The organism is Microcystis sp. LE19-84.1B, from assembly GCF_027531875.1.
GTDB lineage: Bacteria > Cyanobacteriota > Cyanobacteriia > Cyanobacteriales > Microcystaceae > Microcystis > Microcystis panniformis.
In genome coordinates this window covers 15,717-36,641 of sequence record NZ_JAPZSR010000298.1, presented here as the reverse complement: position 1 = coordinate 36,641, position 20,925 = coordinate 15,717, and the positions used below count along the sequence as shown (strand labels likewise).

The 20,925-nt window shown below is 41.3% G+C and carries 16 protein-coding genes and 1 pseudogene; 15 read left to right on the top strand and 2 right to left on the bottom strand.

From position 1 onward, the window contains the following. Positions 1-875: RNA-guided endonuclease InsQ/TnpB family protein (locus tag O9324_RS16980; RefSeq protein ID WP_288140805.1), on the bottom strand; the 875-nt coding region annotated here is incomplete at its 3' end. 627 nt (positions 876-1,502) lie between these two features. Between O9324_RS16980 and O9324_RS16975 the strand changes: the two genes are divergently transcribed. Further along, positions 1,503-2,291, top strand: coding sequence for an ECF transporter S component (locus tag O9324_RS16975; RefSeq protein WP_002766121.1), 789 nt, complete (start codon positions 1,503-1,505; stop codon positions 2,289-2,291). Between the two features lie 329 nt (positions 2,292-2,620). On the opposite strand, the gene ilvC is transcribed toward O9324_RS16975, so the two are convergent. Next, positions 2,621-3,613 carry a ketol-acid reductoisomerase gene (gene ilvC, locus O9324_RS16970; RefSeq protein ID WP_002766122.1) on the bottom strand — a complete coding sequence of 331 codons (993 nt, stop codon included), beginning with the start codon at positions 3,611-3,613 and terminating at the stop codon, positions 2,621-2,623. Between the two features lie 711 nt (positions 3,614-4,324). Here ilvC and pilM point away from each other — a divergent pair. The 14 genes and pseudogenes from pilM to O9324_RS16900 all read left to right on the top strand — a co-directional run bounded on the left by pilM (position 4,325) and on the right by O9324_RS16900 (position 20,922). Then, positions 4,325-5,440 (top strand): type IV pilus assembly protein PilM, encoded by a 1,116-nt coding sequence (pilM, locus tag O9324_RS16965; RefSeq protein ID WP_193961305.1) that lies wholly within the window; start codon positions 4,325-4,327, stop codon positions 5,438-5,440. 9 nt (positions 5,441-5,449) lie between these two features. Further along, complete coding sequence (locus O9324_RS16960) at positions 5,450-6,220, top strand: PilN domain-containing protein (protein ID WP_288140804.1); 771 nt, start codon at positions 5,450-5,452, stop codon at positions 6,218-6,220. Next, positions 6,217-6,990 (top strand): pilus assembly protein, encoded by a 774-nt coding sequence (locus tag O9324_RS16955; protein ID WP_288140803.1) that lies wholly within the window; start codon positions 6,217-6,219, stop codon positions 6,988-6,990. Before O9324_RS16960 ends, O9324_RS16955 begins: the two co-directional genes overlap by 4 nt. A gap of 73 nt (positions 6,991-7,063) precedes the next feature. Next, positions 7,064-9,157: a secretin GspD/PilQ domain-containing protein gene (locus O9324_RS16950; protein WP_288140802.1), complete on the top strand. Its 2,094-nt coding sequence runs from the start codon at positions 7,064-7,066 to the stop codon at positions 9,155-9,157. A gap of 128 nt (positions 9,158-9,285) precedes the next feature. After that, positions 9,286-9,639, top strand: a pseudogene (locus O9324_RS16945) (IS1 family transposase); the annotation flags it as partial. Positions 9,640-10,058: 419 nt separating this feature from the next. Further along, the gene (locus tag O9324_RS16940; protein ID WP_288140801.1) at positions 10,059-11,429 is read left to right on the top strand and encodes a phage tail sheath C-terminal domain-containing protein; all 1,371 of its coding nucleotides are present in this window, start codon (positions 10,059-10,061) and stop codon (positions 11,427-11,429) included. A 35-nt stretch (positions 11,430-11,464) separates the two neighbouring features. Then, the gene (locus tag O9324_RS16935; protein ID WP_288140800.1) at positions 11,465-11,974 is read left to right on the top strand and encodes a hypothetical protein; all 510 of its coding nucleotides are present in this window, start codon (positions 11,465-11,467) and stop codon (positions 11,972-11,974) included. Between the two features lie 5 nt (positions 11,975-11,979). After that, the gene (locus O9324_RS16930) at positions 11,980-12,336 is read left to right on the top strand and encodes a hypothetical protein (protein WP_287627474.1); all 357 of its coding nucleotides are present in this window, start codon (positions 11,980-11,982) and stop codon (positions 12,334-12,336) included. Between the two features lie 141 nt (positions 12,337-12,477). Further along, on the top strand, positions 12,478-13,980 hold the full coding sequence (locus O9324_RS16925; protein ID WP_288140799.1) for a hypothetical protein: 1,503 nt from the start codon (positions 12,478-12,480) through the stop codon (positions 13,978-13,980). 2 nt (positions 13,981-13,982) lie between these two features. Then, positions 13,983-14,567: a DNA circularization N-terminal domain-containing protein gene (locus tag O9324_RS16920; protein WP_288140798.1), complete on the top strand. Its 585-nt coding sequence runs from the start codon at positions 13,983-13,985 to the stop codon at positions 14,565-14,567. A gap of 287 nt (positions 14,568-14,854) precedes the next feature. Continuing rightward, on the top strand, positions 14,855-18,460 hold the full coding sequence (locus O9324_RS16915) for a DUF4455 domain-containing protein (RefSeq protein WP_288140797.1): 3,606 nt from the start codon (positions 14,855-14,857) through the stop codon (positions 18,458-18,460). A 23-nt stretch (positions 18,461-18,483) separates the two neighbouring features. Then, positions 18,484-19,467: a hypothetical protein gene (locus O9324_RS16910; protein ID WP_288140796.1), complete on the top strand. Its 984-nt coding sequence runs from the start codon at positions 18,484-18,486 to the stop codon at positions 19,465-19,467. Next, positions 19,467-20,318 carry a phage baseplate assembly protein V gene (locus O9324_RS16905; RefSeq protein ID WP_288140795.1) on the top strand — a complete coding sequence of 284 codons (852 nt, stop codon included), beginning with the start codon at positions 19,467-19,469 and terminating at the stop codon, positions 20,316-20,318. Before O9324_RS16910 ends, O9324_RS16905 begins: the two co-directional genes overlap by 1 nt. A 34-nt stretch (positions 20,319-20,352) precedes the next feature. After that, positions 20,353-20,922 carry a hypothetical protein gene (locus O9324_RS16900; RefSeq protein WP_288140794.1) on the top strand — a complete coding sequence of 190 codons (570 nt, stop codon included), beginning with the start codon at positions 20,353-20,355 and terminating at the stop codon, positions 20,920-20,922. Positions 20,923-20,925 lie beyond the last annotated feature (3 nt).

The window sequence follows — 20,925 nt, the reverse complement described above, 5'->3', positions numbered from 1 at the left end:
AAATTAGAAGCTGAGGTATAGGATTCTTCTTGAAGAATCACAGAGATTCCTTCTAATTGACATTTATAACTAATCATCTCAATTAATCGAGCATGAGGGATGGTCACAAATTTTTGATTGTTGACTTTTCCTAAGTTCACTTCTTGTTTCCAACCGTCATTTTTCCCAATTACTAAAGTTGTTATCTCTTGCTCAACTAAGAGATTTACTAAATAACGACTAGCCTGATGAAGATAATCATCTACTTTCTGATTACGGCAACGGGTTAAACGGCGAATCCTCTGGGAACTTTGACGATTACCTTTTAACAGAGATTGTAACTTAGCTCGACGTTGGTTATAAAATTGATTCAGGCTTTTTAACGGTCTGCCATTAATCAACAAAGGGATAAAGTCCGGTTGATTTGAAGTTACAGCCATCAAATTATCTATGCCTAAATCTATCGCAGCTATCTTTTCATTAGGAGCTAAGAACTGTTCGGTTTTCTCATAAATTACCTCGATTACATAACAATCACATTTAGGAACTATTCTGACTTCTGCTATGCGCTCCGCCACTCTTGTCGGCAAGGCAATTGAAGTACCTGATAGTTTGACTAACCCTTGCCTAAGACCTACTTTGCTTATAGCTTGAATCGTGTAAACTAAGAGATTTCGTCCTTTTTTTGGCTCCTTATAGCCAGGGATTTTTGGTTTTCCCAGAAATTTATCGGGGTGACTTTTAAACTCCGATGCAGCGGCAAAAAATGATGACCAGTTTTTGTCTAATCCTCTTAAAACTTGTTGGGAAACTTTAGCAGGTAAAGCTTGATACTGTTCTGTCTTTGACCTCAGAGAGGCCATCTGATTATAGGTCAAATAGCCATGACCATAAATGAAGTTTTGTCGGATTAAATAATTGGCTGAGTTGTAGAGATTTTTAGACTGCCAAGATCAATTATCTATCTCAGCCCAAAATCTATGTCCTTTCTTGATAATGTGTCTTTCGGCTACTAACATTATTGTCCGTTGTCTTTTAACTCAGCGTCGGGTTTTGAAGGGTTGTCATCCGTTATGATAATTGTACCAGAAGGCAATTGATAACCTGTTAAATTTCCTTGTTTCCACCATCTCCAAGCCGTTCGATAACTTATTGCTGCTTTTTTTGCCTAGTCTGATAGTTTCATGTCTATATATTACAATGCCTGACTATATATGACTATATTTGTATTGAAACTTTACAATACTATAGCGGTTCTCACACTATGTGGCACAGTTAAACCTTTGCTGATAAAGCTTTTTAACATCGATAATGTACCTCTTGCGAACAGGAAACGCTATAAATCCAGTTATTAAAGACTGATTATTTATTCTCCGTTTTGCATGAGTGCCTGTCCTAATATGTAGCCCATACTCAACGGATTTAGGATCACATTACCGTGCGCTCTTATCGAAAAAATCAATCATTGCCCGAAGAAGATCAAACCAGAGGATGATAGAAAAGTTAGAATTACCCTTGCAACTATGACCCTAGATATTATCCCCGAAGGGGAAGAACGCAAAGTGGAAGCTGTCAGTAGTGCCGCTATTGATGGTGCGCCGATCGCCTATATTGTCGTCTTAGCGGCCATTGTCACTACTCTTTCTTTTATTCCCTTCTCCATTGTCCTCGCTTCCGGCGGTAGTATGCCCCTCAGTCAAGCGGTTTTTCCCCTCTTGGGTTGGTTACTCGGCCCGATCGCTGGAGCGATCGCTAGTGGCATTGGGTCCTTAATTGGGGCTTTCCTTGCCCCCTACACGGCAGGAATTCCCGCTATTTCGGTCTTTGGGGCAATTATAGCCAGTTTTGTGGCGGGAACAATGGTTTTAGGCAAAAAACGCCGTTATTGGTGGTTAGGATTGACGTTAATTTTTCTGATTCCCCTGTTTATCTACGCTAACCGGGCGATCGGACTGAACGGCATTTCGCCACGAGTCTTTATTGCTGGGGCTTTCGTCGATTGGTCGGCTTTGGTATTATTTATCCTACCAACCCGGACTCTGTTTACCCATTGGATCAAAGGTAGCAATTTTGTCCTAGTAGCGGCGGGAATTTTTGGGGGGACTTGGACCGCCAGCGGCCTCTCCCATTTAGGGGCCGTCGCCATTACCTACTCGATTTTTAACTGGCCCGAAGAAGTCTGGATCGCTTTAATTGGGATCGTTCCCATAGAAAATCTGATTCGTTCCCTCGTCGGTATGGTGATCGGTTGTGGTGTGATTGCCGGTTTACGGGCGATCGGTCTGGTCAAATCACGAGAGGCGATCTACTAGACCTCTTGTAAAAATCAAAAATTGTTGTTAGGGTTAGGAGTCAGGAGCCGGTCGTCGGGAGTCAGGAGAAGAAAAAAGACAAGAGACGACTAGACTATCCATAAAACCTAAGATTATGTCGAATTTATCCGAGCTTTTAGATATTGTGACCCAATAGCGGCTCGATAACTTATTTTTGCAGGAGGTCTACTGAAATGGGAATACAGCAGTTATCTTAAATGGTGACATAGGAGGTTTTCCTTTTGGGGTGTGGGGTGTGGGGTGTCGGGACGGACGCAAGGGCAAGAATTGCCGCGTTGCGTCCAACCCCCCACCGAAAAAAAAGAGAACTAGCGTTTAAGCCAACTCATCATTGCCCGCAGATCTTGGCCGACTTCTTCGATCGAATGTTCTGCTTCTTGACGACGCATAGAGGTGAAACCCGGTTTACCTGCTTGATTTTCGAGGACAAACTCTCGGGCAAATTGTCCCGATTGAATTTCCCCGAGGATTTTCCGCATTTCGGTCTTAGTCGCTTCCGTCACCACCCGCGGACCGCGAGTATAGTCGCCGTACTCGGCTGTATTGGAAATACTATCGCGCATTTTAGCTAAACCGCCCTCGACGATCAGATCGACGATCAGTTTCACCTCGTGTAAACACTCAAAATAGGCTAATTCGGGCTGATAACCAGCTTCCACGAGGGTTTCAAAGCCAGCTTTAATTAAAGCACTTAAACCGCCGCATAATACTGCCTGTTCGCCAAAAAGGTCCGTTTCTGTTTCCTCGCGGAAAGTGGTTTCCAAAACCCCGGCCCGAGTGCCACCGATACCTTTAGCGTAGGCCATTGCCCGATCGCGTGCTTGGCCGGTAGCATCTTGATAGACGGCGAATAAACAGGGGACCCCTTGACCTTGTTCGTAGGTACGACGGACGAGATGGCCCGGTCCTTTGGGGGCAACCATAACCACATCGACATTATCCGGGGGAACCACTTGACCGAAATGAATATTAAAGCCGTGGGCAAAAGACAAAACCTTGCCTGGGCTTAAATTCGGGGCAATTTCGTGGAGATAAATCGTTTTCTGCACTTCATCCGGTAAGAGGATCATGATCCAGTCGGCAATTTTAGCGGCTTGGGCCACATCATAAACCGGAATACCGGCTTCTTTGGCTTTGATGGCCGATTTACTGCCGGGATATAGACCAACAATCACATTAACGCCACTATCCTTGAGATTTAATGCGTGGGCATGACCCTGGGAACCATAACCAATAATAGCGATCGTTTTTCCCGCTAATAAATCTAAATTGGCATCCTCATCATAGTACATTCGTGCCATGGAACTCGCTCCTTAACTTCTTTTGTCACTGTGCAAACTCCTAATTATACGGGAAAATCACGCCCGTCAGAAGCATAAGAGCGCCGGTTTCCTGGAGTCAGGAAAAAATATTGTCTAGAAAAATTGCAATTTTCTCTAGAGAATTGGGTATTCTAACTAGGCTTGGCTGAATAAATCTAAAAACCTTGTTGGATAAGGTTTTTAGACTTTTCAAAAAGTGCCGACCATTGGAGTGATGGGGGGGAAAATTCCGGGACTTTTTCCCTGAAAATTAGGTAATTGACCACCTGAAAATGGGTAAAACCCCACACCCCACACCCTGTGGCACCAGGAAAAACTTTTTGCCGCAAACCCTAACTAGGCTTGGCTGGCTTGATCTAGTGGAGCAGAAAAAAAAGGGGGGGGTAATGGCCAATTTTTGGCTTGGACTTGGTTCTTTCACCAAAATTGATTACAATATCACCATCAATAAGCACTTCCTCTCCTCTCACCCAGTTAAGATTAACCTAGATCTGAACACGGATAATCGGGTTAGTATTTAGGGACGAAATAGCTTCTCTCCTTCTCGATTTTTACCTTTTCTGGGTAATTTACCCAGTCAGGATCGTTGATAGACTGATTTACTGCCTTGATCGGGACTAAATGAAATCAGGTCAAAAAATTGTTTGCTTTGTTAATCACTAATTCTCTTAGATCTGCCCAGGAAAATCTATGGTAAGTTTTTTTAAAAAGCTATTGACAAAAAAACCTCAAGGTGTTGGGTTAGAGATCACCCCGGAGCGTATTAACATAGCTCAGATCGCCAAACAGGGACAAAATTATAAATTAGTTAAATGTTGTTGGTCGGATATCCCGGAAGGCATCTTTGAGGAGGGAAAAATCGTCGATTCCCCCGCTTTAGCGGAATTAATCCAAGAATTCCTCAAGGAAAATAAAATTAACAGCAAACGAGTCGCTACTGGTGTGCCGATGCGCGAGTCAATGATCCGGATGATCCCCATTCCCTCGGAATTGGACGATCAGGAATTGCGAAATCTGGTCTTAAATCATGAGGCTAGTTTATACCTTCCCTATCCTCGCGAGGAAGTGGATCTCGACTACCAAAAACTAGGCTACTTTCAGGATGAAGACGGGATCGAAAAAGTACAAGTATTATTAGTTGCTACTCGTCGGGAGATTACCGATGCCTATATGGAAACCTTCCAACAGGCAGGATTACAGGTAGATGTGCTAGAAATTAATAGTTTTGCCCTAATTCGGACGATTCGCGAGCATTTGCGACAGTTTAGTTCCAATGAAGCCGCCGTTATTGTTGATATAGAATTTGATAACACGGAAATTGCCATCGTGGTGGACGGCGTTCCCCAATTTTCCCGCACTGTCCCCATCGGCACTTTCCAGCTACAAAATGCCCTCTCCAGGGCGATGAATTTGCCCACCTCCCGCAGTCCTGAGATTCTTTTGGGGATGACAATTCCGATTACTGCCTTTGATAGTCTTAGCACCAATACCGGCACTTCTGGGGCCCCTACTAACGCTGGGATGACGGCACTGATGCGCGTTTTAGGGGAATTAACCGATGAGTTACGGCGATCGATTAATTTCTATCTTAACCAAAGTGATGAACTGGAAATCGTCCAATTACTTTTAGCAGGTCCCGGGGGCGGTTTAGCGCAACTAGACGAATACTTTACTCAACGTCTCAGCGTCCCCACCATGGCAATCGATCCGATCGCATCACTGAACTTAGATACAACTCAAGAGATTCCTAATACCGAAAGACCGGGATTAGGAACAGTTCTCGGTTTAGGATTACGGGAGGTATAGACAAAAATTATGTATAGTCTTGACGTTAATTTTCTTAAGGATCGCCATCTTAGCCAAACGGGGAAAGGAACCCCCGCGGCCAAGATTTCCACCGCTATTAACCTGCGTAAACAAACACCCCTGTTGATCGGTGTGGGAGTGGGGGCCGGATTATTAGCACTGACGGGATTACTCGGTTTAAGCGTCGGTTGGCAAACCAGCGAAACTCAGGCCCTAATTCAGCAACTGGACGCGGAATTAGGTCAACTGCAAGCCCAAAGCAAAAAGCTAGAAGACCTGAGAGCGCAATTAACGGCAGTAGAAGGAGAAAATCAATCTCTGGTAACTGTATTCAATCAGATTAGGCCTTGGTCAGCCATTCTTCAAGAAATTCGCCAACAAACTCCCCCTAGCGTCCAGCTAACCAGTGTGCAGCAGGTGGAGGTTCCCGCTGCCCCAGATCAAGGGCAACCGAATCGGGCTACTCAGTTAAAAATCAGTGGTTTTGCCAGTAGTTACGAAGCAGTCAATGATTATCTCTTAACCCTGCAAGCTTCCCCTTTTTTACAGGGTAAGAAAACGGTGATCGAAAGTGCTGCCCTGGCCGATTTGCCCGTACAGGTGGCTAATCAGTACAAGAATATTAGTGTGAGTTTCCCGCAAGCGGTTCAATTTGTGATCACCGCCCAATTAAGTGATACTCCCGCTACTCAACAACTGCTCAATCTTACCCGGAATGGAGCACTCGGAGTTATCACTAGGATTAATACTCTCAAACGCCAAGGAGCCATTCAACCATGACCTTTACCGAAGAATTTGAAGATCGCGAATTTGAGGAATTTGAGGAGTATCCTATCGCTTTCGGGATAACTTTTACTCCCCGCAATAGTGGCATCGCTGCCGCTGTGCTAGGTTTACTTGGCTCTTTCTATCTGCTTTTTAACTGGGTGATGCCTGCTTATAATGCCTTGCAACAGTTGCAAAACGATGCAGCCGGCAAACAACAACAGATAGATCAACAAAAAAGCGGTCTCGGGCCGGCCGAATTACCAAAAATTGAGAGTCAGTTGCAACAAAAAGAGGCAACTAAACAGCAAATTCTCGCGCTTTTCGCTCAAGAAAAGAACTTAAGCACAATTCTCTTAGATATTAGCAAGATCTTTAAGTCTCGCAATGTTAAGCTGATTAGTTTCCAACCCCAAGGACCAGAACCAGTGGTGGTTTCCGATGGTTCCCTCGGTAGCGCGGTTAATAATAAGCTCAAACGTCAAACTCTTAACGTCAAGATCGAAGGGAACTATGCTAACACTCAAGAGGTTATTCGGGATTTAGAAAGATTACAGCCGCTCATTTTGCTCAACAGTCTCAATACCCAGATGGAAAAGGAAGGATCGGCGGTTAAAGTGGTTAGTACTGGCAACAATAAAGCCACTATCGTTCCCCAAGGCGATAAACCCGTGACCACGACTTTTATTCTCGATGTGATTATTCCTCTCAATGCCGCCGAATTAGCGAAATTAGCACCGCCACCCCCCGCCGAAGGTCAACCCCCCGCTAGTCCGCCCCAATAATAGTCTTCAATCCAGTGTGAGTGTTTAGTTTTTTGTCCGTTGAATCCCCCAATTGTTGAGGAGTGAAATTAAAGTGAATTCGTCCCGTTATGCCCTGTTTATCCCCCAAATTGCCTCGTTTTTATTGATGGCTCCCCTGAGCGCTTTGGCCGAAACCCCCATTTCCTTCGATGGTTCAGAGTTAAAATCGACTACATCAAAAATTGAATTTTCGCAAGAGTTTAGTCAAGAAAATTTACAAAAAAGACCTAAGAATTTCGTTCCCACCCCCGATGCCGTACAAAAGGAGATCAGCGATCGCATTTTAGCTAGTGAAAAACTGCTCGCCCAAAGTGCGCCCCTTGTCCCCAACCCCGAAATTATCATTCAAGGCGCACCCCAAGCCCCCGGCGCTCCCACCCTACCCCGGGCCGTCGCCCCACCGGTGGGAGATATTGCCATCTCTAACATCGATGCTAGTGCCGAAAAGGTCAAATTCGAGCGTAATATGATTGTACCTCGTGTTTTACTCCGGGAAGCTTCCGCTAGAGAAGTGTTAATGACCCTTGCTAACTATGCCGGTTATAACGTCGTTTTCACCAGCGCCCAGGGGGAAACTAACGCCACCTCTCAGACAGTTTCCTTAGAATTTACTAACGAATCGGTGGAAAACATTTTTAATGCCGTATTGTTAATTTCTGGACTCCAGGCCAACCGTCAGGGTACAACTATCTTTGTTGGGGCGCAATTACCCCAAGGCGCTCGTAATCTGATTAGCCGCACCCTGCGTCTCAACCAAGTTAAATCTGTCGCCGCCGCCACTTTCCTCGCTACCCAAGGGGCAGAATACCAGCGTTTAGTTACCCAAACCGAGGATATCGTCGATCCCCTCACCGGACGAGTCATCGGTCGCCGGGATGTTCCTCCCACCCTAGAGCCACTGGCCCCCCAAGAAACGAAAGGCTCAAAAGCTGCCTTACTTTTAACTGGTTTAAGAGTTGCCGCCGACGAGCGCCTTAATTCTATCAATTTAATCGGCGAGGCGCGGCAAGTCCAGATCGCCACCTCTTTATTAACCCAACTAGATGCCCGTCGCCGTCAGGTGGTGGTTAATGTCAAAGTTATCGATGTTAACCTGCTCAATACAGACCGTTTTAACAGTAGTTTTTCCTTCGGTTTTAACGATGGTTTCTTTGTTCAAGATAACGGGGCGGCAGTGCTGAACTTTGGTAATATGAACCCACCCACTAGCTCAACTGTAGGCAGACCGGGGGCTTTTGCACAGCCTGTTGTGCCGATTTTCGATATCATATCGGGTACGGGGACAGCAGAAATTCAACCTTTTTTTGACATTCAGAATGGCGCTCCCTTTGGCCGTGTTAACCAAGGACCGAATGACTTTTCAGGGGGTCTAACACCCTACTCGCGCCCTAGTTTTGGTCGCACTGTTAACCCCTTCCAACCCGGTTTGAGTGATGTTAATATTGACCCAGAGACGGGAATAATAGAGTACGAATACGAACCCCCGACCCTATTCCAATATCCCCAAAAATTCCTGATGACCCTGCAAGCGTCAATTCAGACAGGAAATGCCAAGATTCTCACCGATCCCTCCCTGGTGGTGCAGGAAGGTCAACAGGCCACCGTTAAGCTCACCGAGAAAGTGCTAGAAAGTGTGGCGACAAGTGTAGATCCTCTCAGTGGCGTACGCACCACTGTCCCTGTACTGGCCGATGCTGGATTAACTTTAGCGGTAAACGTCGATCAGGTGGATGATAACGGCTTTATTTCCCTGTCGGTTAGCCCCACTGTTGCCTCTCCGGGATCTCCAATTCGATTTGATAGCGGTGGTCTGACAGTCAACACCCTTACCCCTCTGATTCGTCGGGAATTGACTTCTGGTTTAATTCGTCTCCGGGATGGACAGAGTTTAATTCTTTCCGGGATTATCCAAGAGCGCCAACAGAGTTCTGAGACAAAAGTGCCGATTTTAGGGGATATTCCCATTTTAGGGGCTTTATTCCGCAGTCGTACCAATCGCAATGATCGCTCGGAGGTGATTATTCTCCTCACTCCCAAAATCATCGAAGATACGGCCACCTCTACCCTCGGCATCAACTATCAACCGGGCCAAGATGCGGCGGAAATGCTTCAGCGTCAAGGTTTCCCCGTACAACCGCGACAGTAATCATTGACATACTCCCACCGTCAAGCTACTGGTCTGTCAAGATGTTATTGACGGATACAATCTTTTTAACCCACATTCCGCACCCTAAGTGGGGTTTGCGGCAAAAACTTTTTGCCGCAAACCCTATGCGCGGAGATAGGAGTCGTCAATCAGCCAAAAAACTTTGGGGCCAGTTTACCCGGTGTTTACCGACAATGTGCGGTTGCTTACACAGACTTTTGGGAGTCCTATAAGACAGTAATTCCTAGTAAACGTCATCGGGCAGTAGGTAAAGAAACTGGTCAAACTAATCCTATTGAAAGATTAAATAATACCTTTCGACAAAGGATTTCTCGGCTAGTGAGAGACAGTCTATCTTTCTCTAAAAAAATGGAGAATCACGTTGGGGAACCCTTTGGTATTTTATCCATGACTACAATGCACAGCAAAGCAAAGGATTAAGCCGCCATCACTACTACCGAATCACCACCAGAATCTGTTGATGACATGGTGGTTTAGGGGCGATTCGTTCCCATCCAATTTTAAACCCACTTTCCGCACTTCTTAACATTCAATTGATAATTTTTACTAATATATTGCTGACCACCCCTTGCCAGTAAGGACTATAGCTACAATCATGGATTTTTATCAAGGTGAAGAATTGTAAATTTTTTCTCATAAAAAATTTACTCTTGAAAATATTCTCAATAGTAGTTTCTACAATGAAGGTTTTTCGTCAAAACATCTTGGGGAATGTAAAAATATATAAAAGTATATGAAGGTCTGCGGAATGTCGGCTACAATTAAATCGGCTCGCTTGTGAGTTTATTCTCTGCTTGGCACGACTCCTACTCGGAACGACGAGAGTAAACCAGGTGGCTACGATAAACCTAAAATTTTCCCAAAAGAGGAGGAACCTCTCATGGTTGAGGCCATCTTACCGGGTACTTATATAACAGTACGAGATGAAGGACTGATTAGCGCTGGTCAGGTTGTTTCAGGAAATATCGGAATTGTTGGAACCGCAGCCCAAGGACCAGTGGATGAAGTACAAATTCTTGGCAGTTTTTCGGAAGCCAAGGAAATTTTCGGGGACATTGATCCCGCTCGCCAACTAACCTTAATTCAAGCACTGGAGCAGATTTATAACAATGGCGGTAAGACTGTCTATGCAGTTCGTACAGCCGCCACCAAAGCTGCCTACCAAATCAAAGATAGCTCCGATAAAAATCTGGTGAAACTGGAGGCAAAAACTCCAGGAACCCGGGGCAATAATATCAAGATTAAAATCACTGATGCTGACTCGCCTGCTAACAGCAAGAAAGTCGAGCTAACCTATCAAAATACTAAAGAAACCTATACCATTTCTAAGTCCGGCGACCTGGAACAACAAGTCAATAACCAGACTAAAGGTTCTACTTTAGTAACTGCCACTCTAGCTGAAGGCTCTTCCTCTACTTTGCCAAGAAACACCAGCGAAAGTGGTGAGGAATTTACCGCAGGCTCCGATGGAGAACCGGCTAGTGCTGAGGAATATAAAAATAGTCTGGCACAATTGGAGAATGAACTAATAAACTTGGTTTTGCTGGCCGGACAGGATGTCACCAACTCCGAAATGGTGACAGCACTGCTGGGTCATTTGAACACAACTGCGACAATCAAGCGAGAACGGATCGGCCTTATTGGTAGCGGAACCTCTGATGATGTTAACACGATCGCCGGACACACCCTGGATAGCGATCGCCTGATTTTGGTCGCACCAGGACTACAAATCTCCCCCCAGGTCAAACTCTCAGGCGCTTACACAGCGGCAGCAGTCGCTGGACTACTGGCATCTCTGCCGGTGCAGGCTAGTCCGACTAACAAACCTTTGACGATTCCTGGACTCGCCAAAGAGTTTTCCACCTCCCAGCTGGAAAAGCTGGTCGGCAACCGCGTGCTGGCGATCGAGAAACGGGAGGGTTTTCGGGTGGTCAAAGGCATTACCACCGCCACCAATTCTGCTTGGCATCAGATTACTACCCGCCGGATTGTTGACTTTGCCATTTACGGGGTGCGCTCCGCCTGCAATCCCTACATAGGCAAGTTGAACAACGAACGGGTGCGGGGAGCGATGAAAGCTACTCTTGATGCCTTCTTGACGCGCATGGTCCAGGATGAAGCTCTGATTAGCTATGAGTTAGCCGTCACCGCTAACCGAGTTCAGGAAATTGCCGGAGAAGCGATCGTGACCATGACTCTGCGACCGACCTTTAGTATTGACTTCATCAAAGTAACCATGTATCTCGGTTAACCCACCGATCAATTACTTCCCAAAGGAGGAAAACTATGCCTAATAACAACGTTTTTCGAGGGTCTGATGCTACCCTGGTGTTAGCTGTGGATGACAAAGCCACCGAAGAAGGCAAACTGGCGGATGGACTGATTAGTGAGTATGAGTTTTCTAATGTTGTCGGACGACTGCGAAATGTACAGGTGAACGTCCAGAATGAGATCAGACCCTATCACGAAATTGGTAAGCGCTTTCCTACTGAACTTCGTCCCGGTAATGTTGATGTTTCAGGCTTTGCTGAACGCGCTCACATTAACGGCGCACTCTTGCGGTTATTGTTAGGTGATGCGGCAAAAAGTCCACCGCCAGCAGACCCAATTCCGCAACCAACTTTCAACATCGTCATCAACTTGAAAAATCCCGCACTCCCCAGTAATAGCAGCAAACTCGTACTATTTGGGGTCAAGTTTGAAAAGTGGAGTTTCAGTTTGCCAGAAGATGATTTTATTATGGAAGGGGTTACTTTCCGCGCTTTACGGATCAGCAGCGAAGAAACCGCAGGCTAACAATTATGGCTGAAATTTCTCTGACTCCAGAAGACCTGTTAGCGGGTGCTTCTGTCACCTTTGATATTGCTATCCCAGTCAGTATTTTGCATCCTGGCGAACTGGATACTTCAGCCGATAAATTCCCAGAGTCGAGGCGAATTGTCCAGATTCGTCCTCTGACTATTGGGAGATTTCAATTAATCATGAAAGCTTCCCGACAGGATGCAGGATTAATTCCCCTTTTAATGATTAAAGAATCCTTAGTTGAGCCAACTTTATCCTTGGAACAAGTTAAACAACTACCCTTAGGATTGGTCAATTTTTTAATTGACAATATCCGCGAAATTAGTGGTTTAACAGGAAAAAAAAATCCTTCCTAGATGTTAGTCAGTCCCCTTGGGTACAAGCAGCTTATATCCTCGCTAGGGAATTTGGTTGGACTCCCCAACAAGTACAAACAATGACAATGGCGCAAGTTTCTCTATATTTACAAATGATCGCTCAGGATTCAACCAAAAACCATGAATGATGATTTTTTAGTCAGCCTCGGTTTAGAATTATATCAGGAGTTTCAACAATGGAATTACTCTTTAATTGACAACTGGCTCAATAGTATAGAGCTTTTAGAAAAAGACCTGCAACCTTTAGCAAGATTGCACCTTGCTGTAGAAGATTTATCGGAAATAACCGATTTATTTAGAGATTGGGAGGCTTGGCTAACTGCTGATTTTGTTCCATCTTTAAGGTCTAAAAATGGGAAAATGTCTTCTCTTGAAAGGGATAGTTCCCCAGTTGATTTAGGAGTAAATACTTCTTCTTTCATGTCATTTTCTCGTCAATCTTTGGCTTCAGCTTCTGATTATACTCAACCCAATCCAAGAGTAAGAACAAGCAATTATCCGCCTTTACAAAAGGAGCAAGAAAATTCATATAACATTCGTCAAAAGAAACAGATAAGTTTTGATGATAATCATCAAGCTAATAATATTTATCCGCAGAATAACGCAACGAAAAGCCAGCGAGAATTAACCGATTTAGTTAGGGATATATCAGGAGAAAATTTACCCTTAGATTCAGATAATCTCAATTTGGAAACAACCCCTTGGCAAAATCCTCAACAAAAGACTGAAATTGAGTCAAATAATCCCTCAGGGAAAAACTGGCAAGAATTAACCGATTTAGTTAGGGATATATCAGGAGAAAATTTACCCTTAGATTCAGATAATCTCAATTTGGAAACAACCCCTTGGCAAAATTCTGGACAAAAGACTGAACCGAAAAACTGGCAAGAATTAAACGATTTAGTTAGGGATATATCATCAGAAAATTTACCCTTAGATTCAGATAATCTCAATTTGGAAACTACCCCTTGGGAAAATTCTAGACAAAAGACTGAACCGAAAAACTGGCAAGAATTAAACGATTTAGTTAGGGATATATCATCAGAAAATTTACCCTTAGATTCAGATAATCTCAATTCAGAAATAACCCCTTGGGAAAATTCTGGACAAAAGACTGAAATTGAGTCAAATAATCCCTCACCGAAAAACTGGCAAGAATTAACCGATTTAGTTAGGGATATATCAGGAGAAAATTTACCCTTAGATTCAGATAATCTCAATTCAGGAACCACCCCTTGGAAAAATTTTGGACAAAAGACTGAACCGAAAAACTGGCAAGAATTAACCGATTTGGTTAGGGATATATCAGGAGAAAATTTACCCTTAGATTCAGCAACAGCGGCTGATATTATCTCTCAGCCTGCTGAGATGTTACCAATTCCACCCCAACTTTTACAGCAATCCAGAGAAAAGTTATATTATCAAATTAATAATATTAACAGCAACTTTTCTAATATTCAAAAAACAGAATTAGAAATAAATGAACAGCAATCTGAGAATCAATCTTTCAATCAACACCCTAGCCTGCAAGATACTGAACAACAAGCAATCGATCTAGATTATATTCTAGAAACTCTACAAACAAAAATTAATCAAGAATACCGACGATTTTATGGAGGTTAAATATGGCAATTGAAATTGCAGGAATTCAACTGAATCGAGTACATCAAATCGAGACAATCGAGCAAAATAACTTTGTCTATCACCAAATTCCGGGAAAACAGGGAAACCTAGTCCAGAATTTTGGTAGAGATTCGGTAAGATTACAAATCAAAGGCATTTTTTATGGTAATAAATACTTAGCTGATTTAGAGAAATTAAGAAAAATTTACAAAGAGCAAAAACCCGTTGAATTTATTGCTGAAATTATCGGACAAGCCTATTTTAGTCAAGTAATTTTAGAAAGGTTTGCCGTTGTTCAATCTGCCACAGATCCCGAGCAATTTAGCTATACTTTAACCTTAGCTGAATATGTCCCTCCAACTCCCAGTCAAGCATTTGCACAAGTGGCTGGTGTTGATGCTAATATTAAAGCAGATGCTGCTAGTTTTATGACCGTTGCTATGCTACCAGATGCTTTACAATTTGGTTCAATTCCAGCAATTACTAATCCGATAGAACCCTTGAAAGCTTCTCTCGATCCTATCAAAGAAGCAACTAGCACTCTTGATGGTAATCTTAGTGATTTAAAATCACTCTTTAACCTTTAGTGAAAATATGGTGTTCTTTAGGATTTTTGAGATTTTCCTCCCACAGTCTCCACACTCCCCTCCCCATTATAACTTTATTGACAGTCCCCCGACACCTGCTATAATGATTACCATAGGTTTTGATAACAGTTCCATTTTCTCTGAAATCCTTGATGTCCTAAGACTTTTCAAAGAATCGGGGATTAGCTCTAAGTCTCGCACTGTATCACCTAACTGTCAGCGCAGAAAAAAATGTGACGATTTGTGTCAGACGCTCGGATTATTAACCATTACTTTAAATAAAAATTATGAGTTTAGCAATTCTCGATCAAATCCAAACCCTTGATGTAGATTCACAAGCAACTTTTGCGGAAGCGGGAAAACCTTTTACCGATTCTCAGAAATTAGTTAAGGATAATTTAGGGGTAACTTTTACCGCTGTTCGTTCCTCAGATTTAAACAATAGCTTTGATCAAGTAACTAAACAAATTAATAGCAATCCGATAGAAATCCCCACAGCGCCTTTTTCTGTAGGTGAAATTCAAACACAGGTTACGGGAAAATTAGGCGATATTTCTAGCATTAGTATAGACACTTTAACCCAGTCAATCCCGACTAATCCAGGTGCAGATACTTTTAAAGGATTAGCTGTCACAGATCAAGTTAATAGTTCTCTTAGTAATTTAACTTCATCTATTACTGGTAATGCTAATTTTGGTCAACTTGGTATTACCAAAAATCAATCAACTCCCTTTGACGAGTTTCAAGAGTTTCTCAATAATGCTCAAGCTTTTCCGGGTAAAGTTTTAGATGCTATTATTAAAGCCTTTAAAAATTTTATTGATAAATTATCTAATCCAGACGAATGGTTAGATAGGCTTAGTTCTGACGCTTTAACTGAAATTTTTGTTGAACAAATTCAAGAACTTAATTATATCTTACCCAATGGAGCGATTCAACTCTATACCTTACAACTTAATCAACAGACCCAACTTTATAAAGATTATCAAAATTTTCTGAAATCTCTCAATCCTAAAAATTTAAGCCGTGCGAAAATTATCCCCTTAAGACAACAAATCAAAAGCTGGTTATCGGAGGTTAACTCTCAAGGAGAACAGATTGATTTAGCAGTTAAAAATCTTAACTCTTTTGATATTGATAAGTTTTCTACGCTCTTAGCAAATCTTCCCAATAGTGGAGGGGGACAAATTGAAACTCTTTCCAAAATGTTTCAAGGCATAGAAAATTTTGTCAACAGTTTAAAAGAACGGATTACCACAGTCACAGAACAACTAAAAACCTTCATTACAAAAATACAAGATTTAATTAATCAGGCTATTACCAAAGTCAGCGAAATCGGGAACAAGATTTTAAAAGCGATCGCCGATAAAATTGAACAAGCAGGAAAAGCTTTAGATCAGGTTCAAGCTTATCTCACTAATACTATCGATAAATTAGTTGATTTTGTTGAACAAACAGCAGCAAAATCTGATGAAATTGTTAAACCTTTAAAGCAAGCGATCAATCAATTTGCTAATACTGCGGTACAAGGTATTGAAACAGTAGCGCAACAAATTAAACAGACAACTCAAACAATTGAGAAATCTTTAGATGAAGTAAATAAAAAAATTACTACTGAACTTAGTCAGGAACAATTAAAAGCAAAAATCAAGGAACTTCTGGGTAAAGTAACAGGTGTTTTACAGAGTCAACCGGTTAAAGATGCTTTAAATAAAGCTGATCAAGGTATCGAGCAAGTGGTGGCTGCTTTACAGAAAGTTTCCCTTGAACCTGCTTTTCAATTAGCAGTTAATCAAACCAATAAATTAGAAATAGAACTCAAAAAAATAGATGTTTCTACCATGGGAACTGCACAAAAAACCGCCTTAAAAGTAGGGGTCAAAATTCTCCAAGAAATTGATGTTCCTGGGGTAGTTAATCCAGAATTAACAGCAGCCTTCGATTCTCTGTTAGATCCGGTTGTTGGGTTAGTAGATTCAATTCAAGGAGAAATTAAACAAGTTGATGAACAAGTTAAATCTTTTGCTCCCGGAACCTTAGTTAAGACTTTTCTTGATCCTTATATTCAATCTCTAGTGACGGAACTGAATAAATATAAACCTTCTGTACTTTTAGAGACAGTTAAACAACTGTATGAAACCTTACTAGAAAAGTTAGAAATTTTGAATCCTAATCAGCTTTTAGAACGTTTAGAAGAACTTTATGAAAAATTACTTGCAGTTGTTGACTCTCTCTCTCCTGAAAAACTCACACAGTTCTTGACGGAAAAGCTAAATGCACTGAAAAGCATCTTAGATAACTTACCAGTTGAACAACTGATCAATAAAGTTATTGAAGCCATCGGTGATGTGGAAAAATTGTTAAGCGGTTTAGGATTAGACAATGTGTTAAATTCTGGTTTTTGGCAAACTTTAGAAGAAATTTTGAGCCTTAACCTCCAAGAACAAATTCAACAAGTAGATACCATTAAAGCGAAAATTCTAGAACGGGTTAATAACATTGATGAAACCAAGTTGATTGCTGCGTTAACTAGCTTACGTACTAATCTTACCAACTATGCAACGGAGCCTAACATTGCGATCAGTAACGCCAAGAATGAGTTAAACCAAGCTTGGAGCAATTATCAAAAAGCATCGGAGGATTTTACGGCTGAATGGGATCGCAGCAAGTCACTTTTAGATAATTTTAATCCACCGGCGGAATTTGCGGTAGATTATCGAGATTTGTTAACTCGTATGACTGCTCTACGTCAAAGATTAGTTACTGCAAAAGTCAACAACGATCCTAGTATAAAAGAGCTAACTCCTTCGTCAACTCCCACCAAAAAAAAGTTAGACAACTTACTGAAAAGTGCTACAGCGCGAAGTGATGAACAAATTATTGCTGATTTAAAAAAAGTCATTCCCAATGAAATCGAATCTCAGTTGACAGGTCCGCTCAAAAGGATTCTTAGTAGCTTGGATGAAATTCTGGCTCAACCCCGTACTATCTTAGCAGAAATCAAGAAAGTCATTCAACGCTTGCAATCTGCTCCTACAGAAATCGCCAACATTCTGAAAAATTTAACCGCTGATTTTGGTAAACTTATTCGAGATTCGATCAATAAAGTTAAAACTGCTATTGATGGTACTGTAAATAAAATTATTGATTCCCTGGAAACAATTTACAAAGAGATTGTTGATAAACTTAAAGAACTAAGACCTTTGCTGATTCTAAATTCTTTCTATGATGTCAGTGATTTTAAAGGTGGTACTGTGGCAAATCTCTTGACAAAATTACGGCGTAAAGAGCCATTGGATGCAGTTTCAGCCTACTTCTGGACAACTCTCAATGAAACGCAAAAAGCTTTGCTAGAAAATGCTGATCCCAAGCAACCAGGAACGCAAAAAGCTCTTTTTAATGCTCTCAATAAATTACTAACAGATGTAAATTTCTATGGCACTGAACGCTTCAAATTAGTTGCTGAGAATCTTCCCCAAGAAGCTAAAGATTTAATTGCTAAACCGCAGCGCAGTGAACTAGAAACTATTCGCTTAAATCGCTTACTGCTAGAAACCGCTTATCCTCAAGAAATAATTCTGAGCTTACAATCAATTTATCCATTTTTCTTAGGAAAATTGAAGGATATTTATCCCACCGAAATAGTCAACAAACTAGATGAACTTCATGCTAACATTGTCAAACTCATCCTTGATATTCCTAAAGCTTTAGAAGGTGCGCTTAATGATGAATATCAAAAAGTAGTAGCTGCTTATCAAGAAATACGCCAGAAAATTGATCGTATTTTTAAAGCTTTAATTGAACGATTATATGGGTTAGAAAGTGAGTTAGGTATCGGATTAGAAGATGTCAGTGATGCTTACCGAAGTTTATTAGTAGCTATTCCCGTTTAAGAGAAGGAGGTTAAACTAAATTTATGAATCAACCTCTACAAGTTAACTATAAAGTAACGATTGGTACTACCACTTATACGGTTGATGATTCATCGTTGGTTTTAAACTTGCGGGTAAGTTCTTCATTGAATATTCCTGTAAATTTATGTCAGATTTCTCTCAGTCTTGCTGATTCGTTGGCTCCCTCTCTTGATGAATCGATAACGGTTAAATTAGGAAGTAATTCTCAATTAAGCCAGGTTTTTCAAGGTAAAATTAGCCAAATAAAATGGCAGGTTGATCAGGTAAATATTGAAGCTATGAGTAGTTTTAGTAGCTTGACGAAGGCAAAATTTAACCTCCTCTATGAAAAATCCTTTGCTGGAGATATAGTAAAAAATATTGCTCAAAGTAGGCTGGGGTTGGAAGTCAAGCAAGTTGACAATGGGATTAAATTTCCTGTCTATGTTATCGGAAATCAGCAGACAGTTTATGAAAATTTACAAATCTTAGCTCACAAATGCGGCTTTGATCTGTATGCTAATATTGAAGACCAGTTAGTTTTTGCTCCCTATAAAACTTCAAAAAAACATAAATTTGAGTATGGCATTAATCTTCTTGCTTGGGAACAGATGGAGGAAAATCCGTTGCAATCTGGGGTAGAAGTTTATGGGGAAAGTCCTGCTAGTCAAGGACAAGGGGAAAAAGCTGTATCTTGGCTCACTAAAAAAGAGGTTAAAGGAAGTGATGGCAAAAAATCTTCAGCAACTTTGCAACTAGAAGATTCTACTGCTAGAACTCAAGATATTGCTAACAAAATTGCTAAAGCTTACTTAAAAAAATACCAGAAAAAACAAAAAGGAGTGATTAAAGTTGTGGGGGAACCTGAAGCTAAATTAGGCGATAGCATTGAAATTGCTAAAATGCCGATATCGTTGCTTAATGGTACTTTTAAAATTACGGGAGTAGAACATTATTTATCTCGGAAGAAGGGATTTTATACTACCATTCACTGGGAGGAAGTCTAATGGATTCAATTGTCGGCGTAATGAAAAAAGTTGCTCAACAGGAAGCACAAAAAATCTACACTACTGAACTTGGTATTGTTACGGCAATTTTTCCTCATTCAGCAGAAAATGATCAAGATAATTATCAATGTTCAGTAAAATTGAAAAATAAAAAGCAGCCAGATGGAACTGATTTTGAACTCAGGAAAGTTCCCCTTGCTACTCCTCATTTAGGATGGGTAAATATTCCCAAAGTTGATGACCTAGTTTTGGTTACTTTTATTGGGGGTGATCTAAATTCTCCCGTGATTATTGGTCGTTTATACAATGATCAAGAGCTGCCACCTGTCAACCAAGAGCAAGAATTTTTATTACAACATCCTCTAGAAAATGGTAGTCAAATTAAGATTGATAAAGATAGTGTGATTACCATTACCAGTAAAGATGAAAAAAGCATTGTGACAGTGAAGGACAAAGAAATCACAACAACTAATGAGAAATGCGAAATTAATCTTAATGATGGCGATATGACCTTAAAAACTCAACAGTGTAATATTGTTCTTAAAGGGACGACTTTGACGATTGATAATGGGACTTGTAAAATTGAAATTGCCAGTGGAGGAATTACTATTGATGCAGCAAGTAGTAATCTGACTTTGAAAAGTTTAGGTGGGATAAAAATTGGCGATGCTGCTACTTCTAGTATCCAAGTTGGGGGGAGAGTTCCCGCCAATGCGATCGCCGATAATGATGACATTTTGTTAACAACTCATACCCATCTGGGAAATTTAGGTGCGCCTTGTCCGATTCTGGTTCCGACTGAAAAAATCAACTCAATTCAAGCTAAAGCAAGAAATACAAAAGTAGGATAATTAACTAAGTAAAATCGACAAAGAGGATTAAATTATGGTCAGAATTAAAGGCGCAAACAGTGATTATGAATATTCAAGTCAAACTGATGGAATTGTTGACAAAACGAAAGACAAACCAGAGCTTTTTCTTCAGATTTTTATCTGTCCTTATGATATGCCTAGTCCCATCGAAAAACCCTATAATGGTAAATGGTGCATAGGAACAGATATGGAGTGTCCCCACGAAGGGAATAAATCTGGTCATGCTCTCATTAATTTACATCAAAAGGAGGGAATTTCTTTAATTACTGACAACAACAATAAACTCTCAGTCACTCAGGAGGGTAATATTGAACTCATCCCCGCTAGTGGAAAAGTTATCATTAAAAGGGATAAACAACCGAGTTGTTCTTTAACCCTGTTAGATCAAGGATTAGAAATCAAGCTAGAAAATGGTGCAGCAATTCGTTTTGATTTAGACGGTAACATTGAATTAAGTCCTGCTGTCAATAAAACAGTGACGGTTAAAGGCAATCTTACCGTAGAAAAAGAAATTACTGGAAAACTTTCCTCCGCCATGAAACAGGAATTAATTCAGGAAATCAAACAAAGCTTAAATAAATAATTA

Coding starts and splice junctions, on each gene's coding strand:
- O9324_RS16975 (WP_002766121.1), top strand. CDS start 1,503: ATGACCCTAGATATTATCCCCGAAGGGGAAGAACGCAAAGTGGAAGCT.
- ilvC (WP_002766122.1), bottom strand. CDS start 3,613: ATGGCACGAATGTACTATGATGAGGATGCCAATTTAGATTTATTAGCG.
- pilM (WP_193961305.1), top strand. CDS start 4,325: ATGGTAAGTTTTTTTAAAAAGCTATTGACAAAAAAACCTCAAGGTGTT.
- O9324_RS16960 (WP_288140804.1), top strand. CDS start 5,450: ATGTATAGTCTTGACGTTAATTTTCTTAAGGATCGCCATCTTAGCCAA.
- O9324_RS16955 (WP_288140803.1), top strand. CDS start 6,217: ATGACCTTTACCGAAGAATTTGAAGATCGCGAATTTGAGGAATTTGAG.
- O9324_RS16940 (WP_288140801.1), top strand. CDS start 10,059: ATGGTTGAGGCCATCTTACCGGGTACTTATATAACAGTACGAGATGAA.
- O9324_RS16935 (WP_288140800.1), top strand. CDS start 11,465: ATGCCTAATAACAACGTTTTTCGAGGGTCTGATGCTACCCTGGTGTTA.
- O9324_RS16930 (WP_287627474.1), top strand. CDS start 11,980: ATGGCTGAAATTTCTCTGACTCCAGAAGACCTGTTAGCGGGTGCTTCT.
- O9324_RS16925 (WP_288140799.1), top strand. CDS start 12,478: ATGAATGATGATTTTTTAGTCAGCCTCGGTTTAGAATTATATCAGGAG.
- O9324_RS16920 (WP_288140798.1), top strand. CDS start 13,983: ATGGCAATTGAAATTGCAGGAATTCAACTGAATCGAGTACATCAAATC.
- O9324_RS16915 (WP_288140797.1), top strand. CDS start 14,855: ATGAGTTTAGCAATTCTCGATCAAATCCAAACCCTTGATGTAGATTCA.
- O9324_RS16910 (WP_288140796.1), top strand. CDS start 18,484: ATGAATCAACCTCTACAAGTTAACTATAAAGTAACGATTGGTACTACC.
- O9324_RS16905 (WP_288140795.1), top strand. CDS start 19,467: ATGGATTCAATTGTCGGCGTAATGAAAAAAGTTGCTCAACAGGAAGCA.
- O9324_RS16900 (WP_288140794.1), top strand. CDS start 20,353: ATGGTCAGAATTAAAGGCGCAAACAGTGATTATGAATATTCAAGTCAA.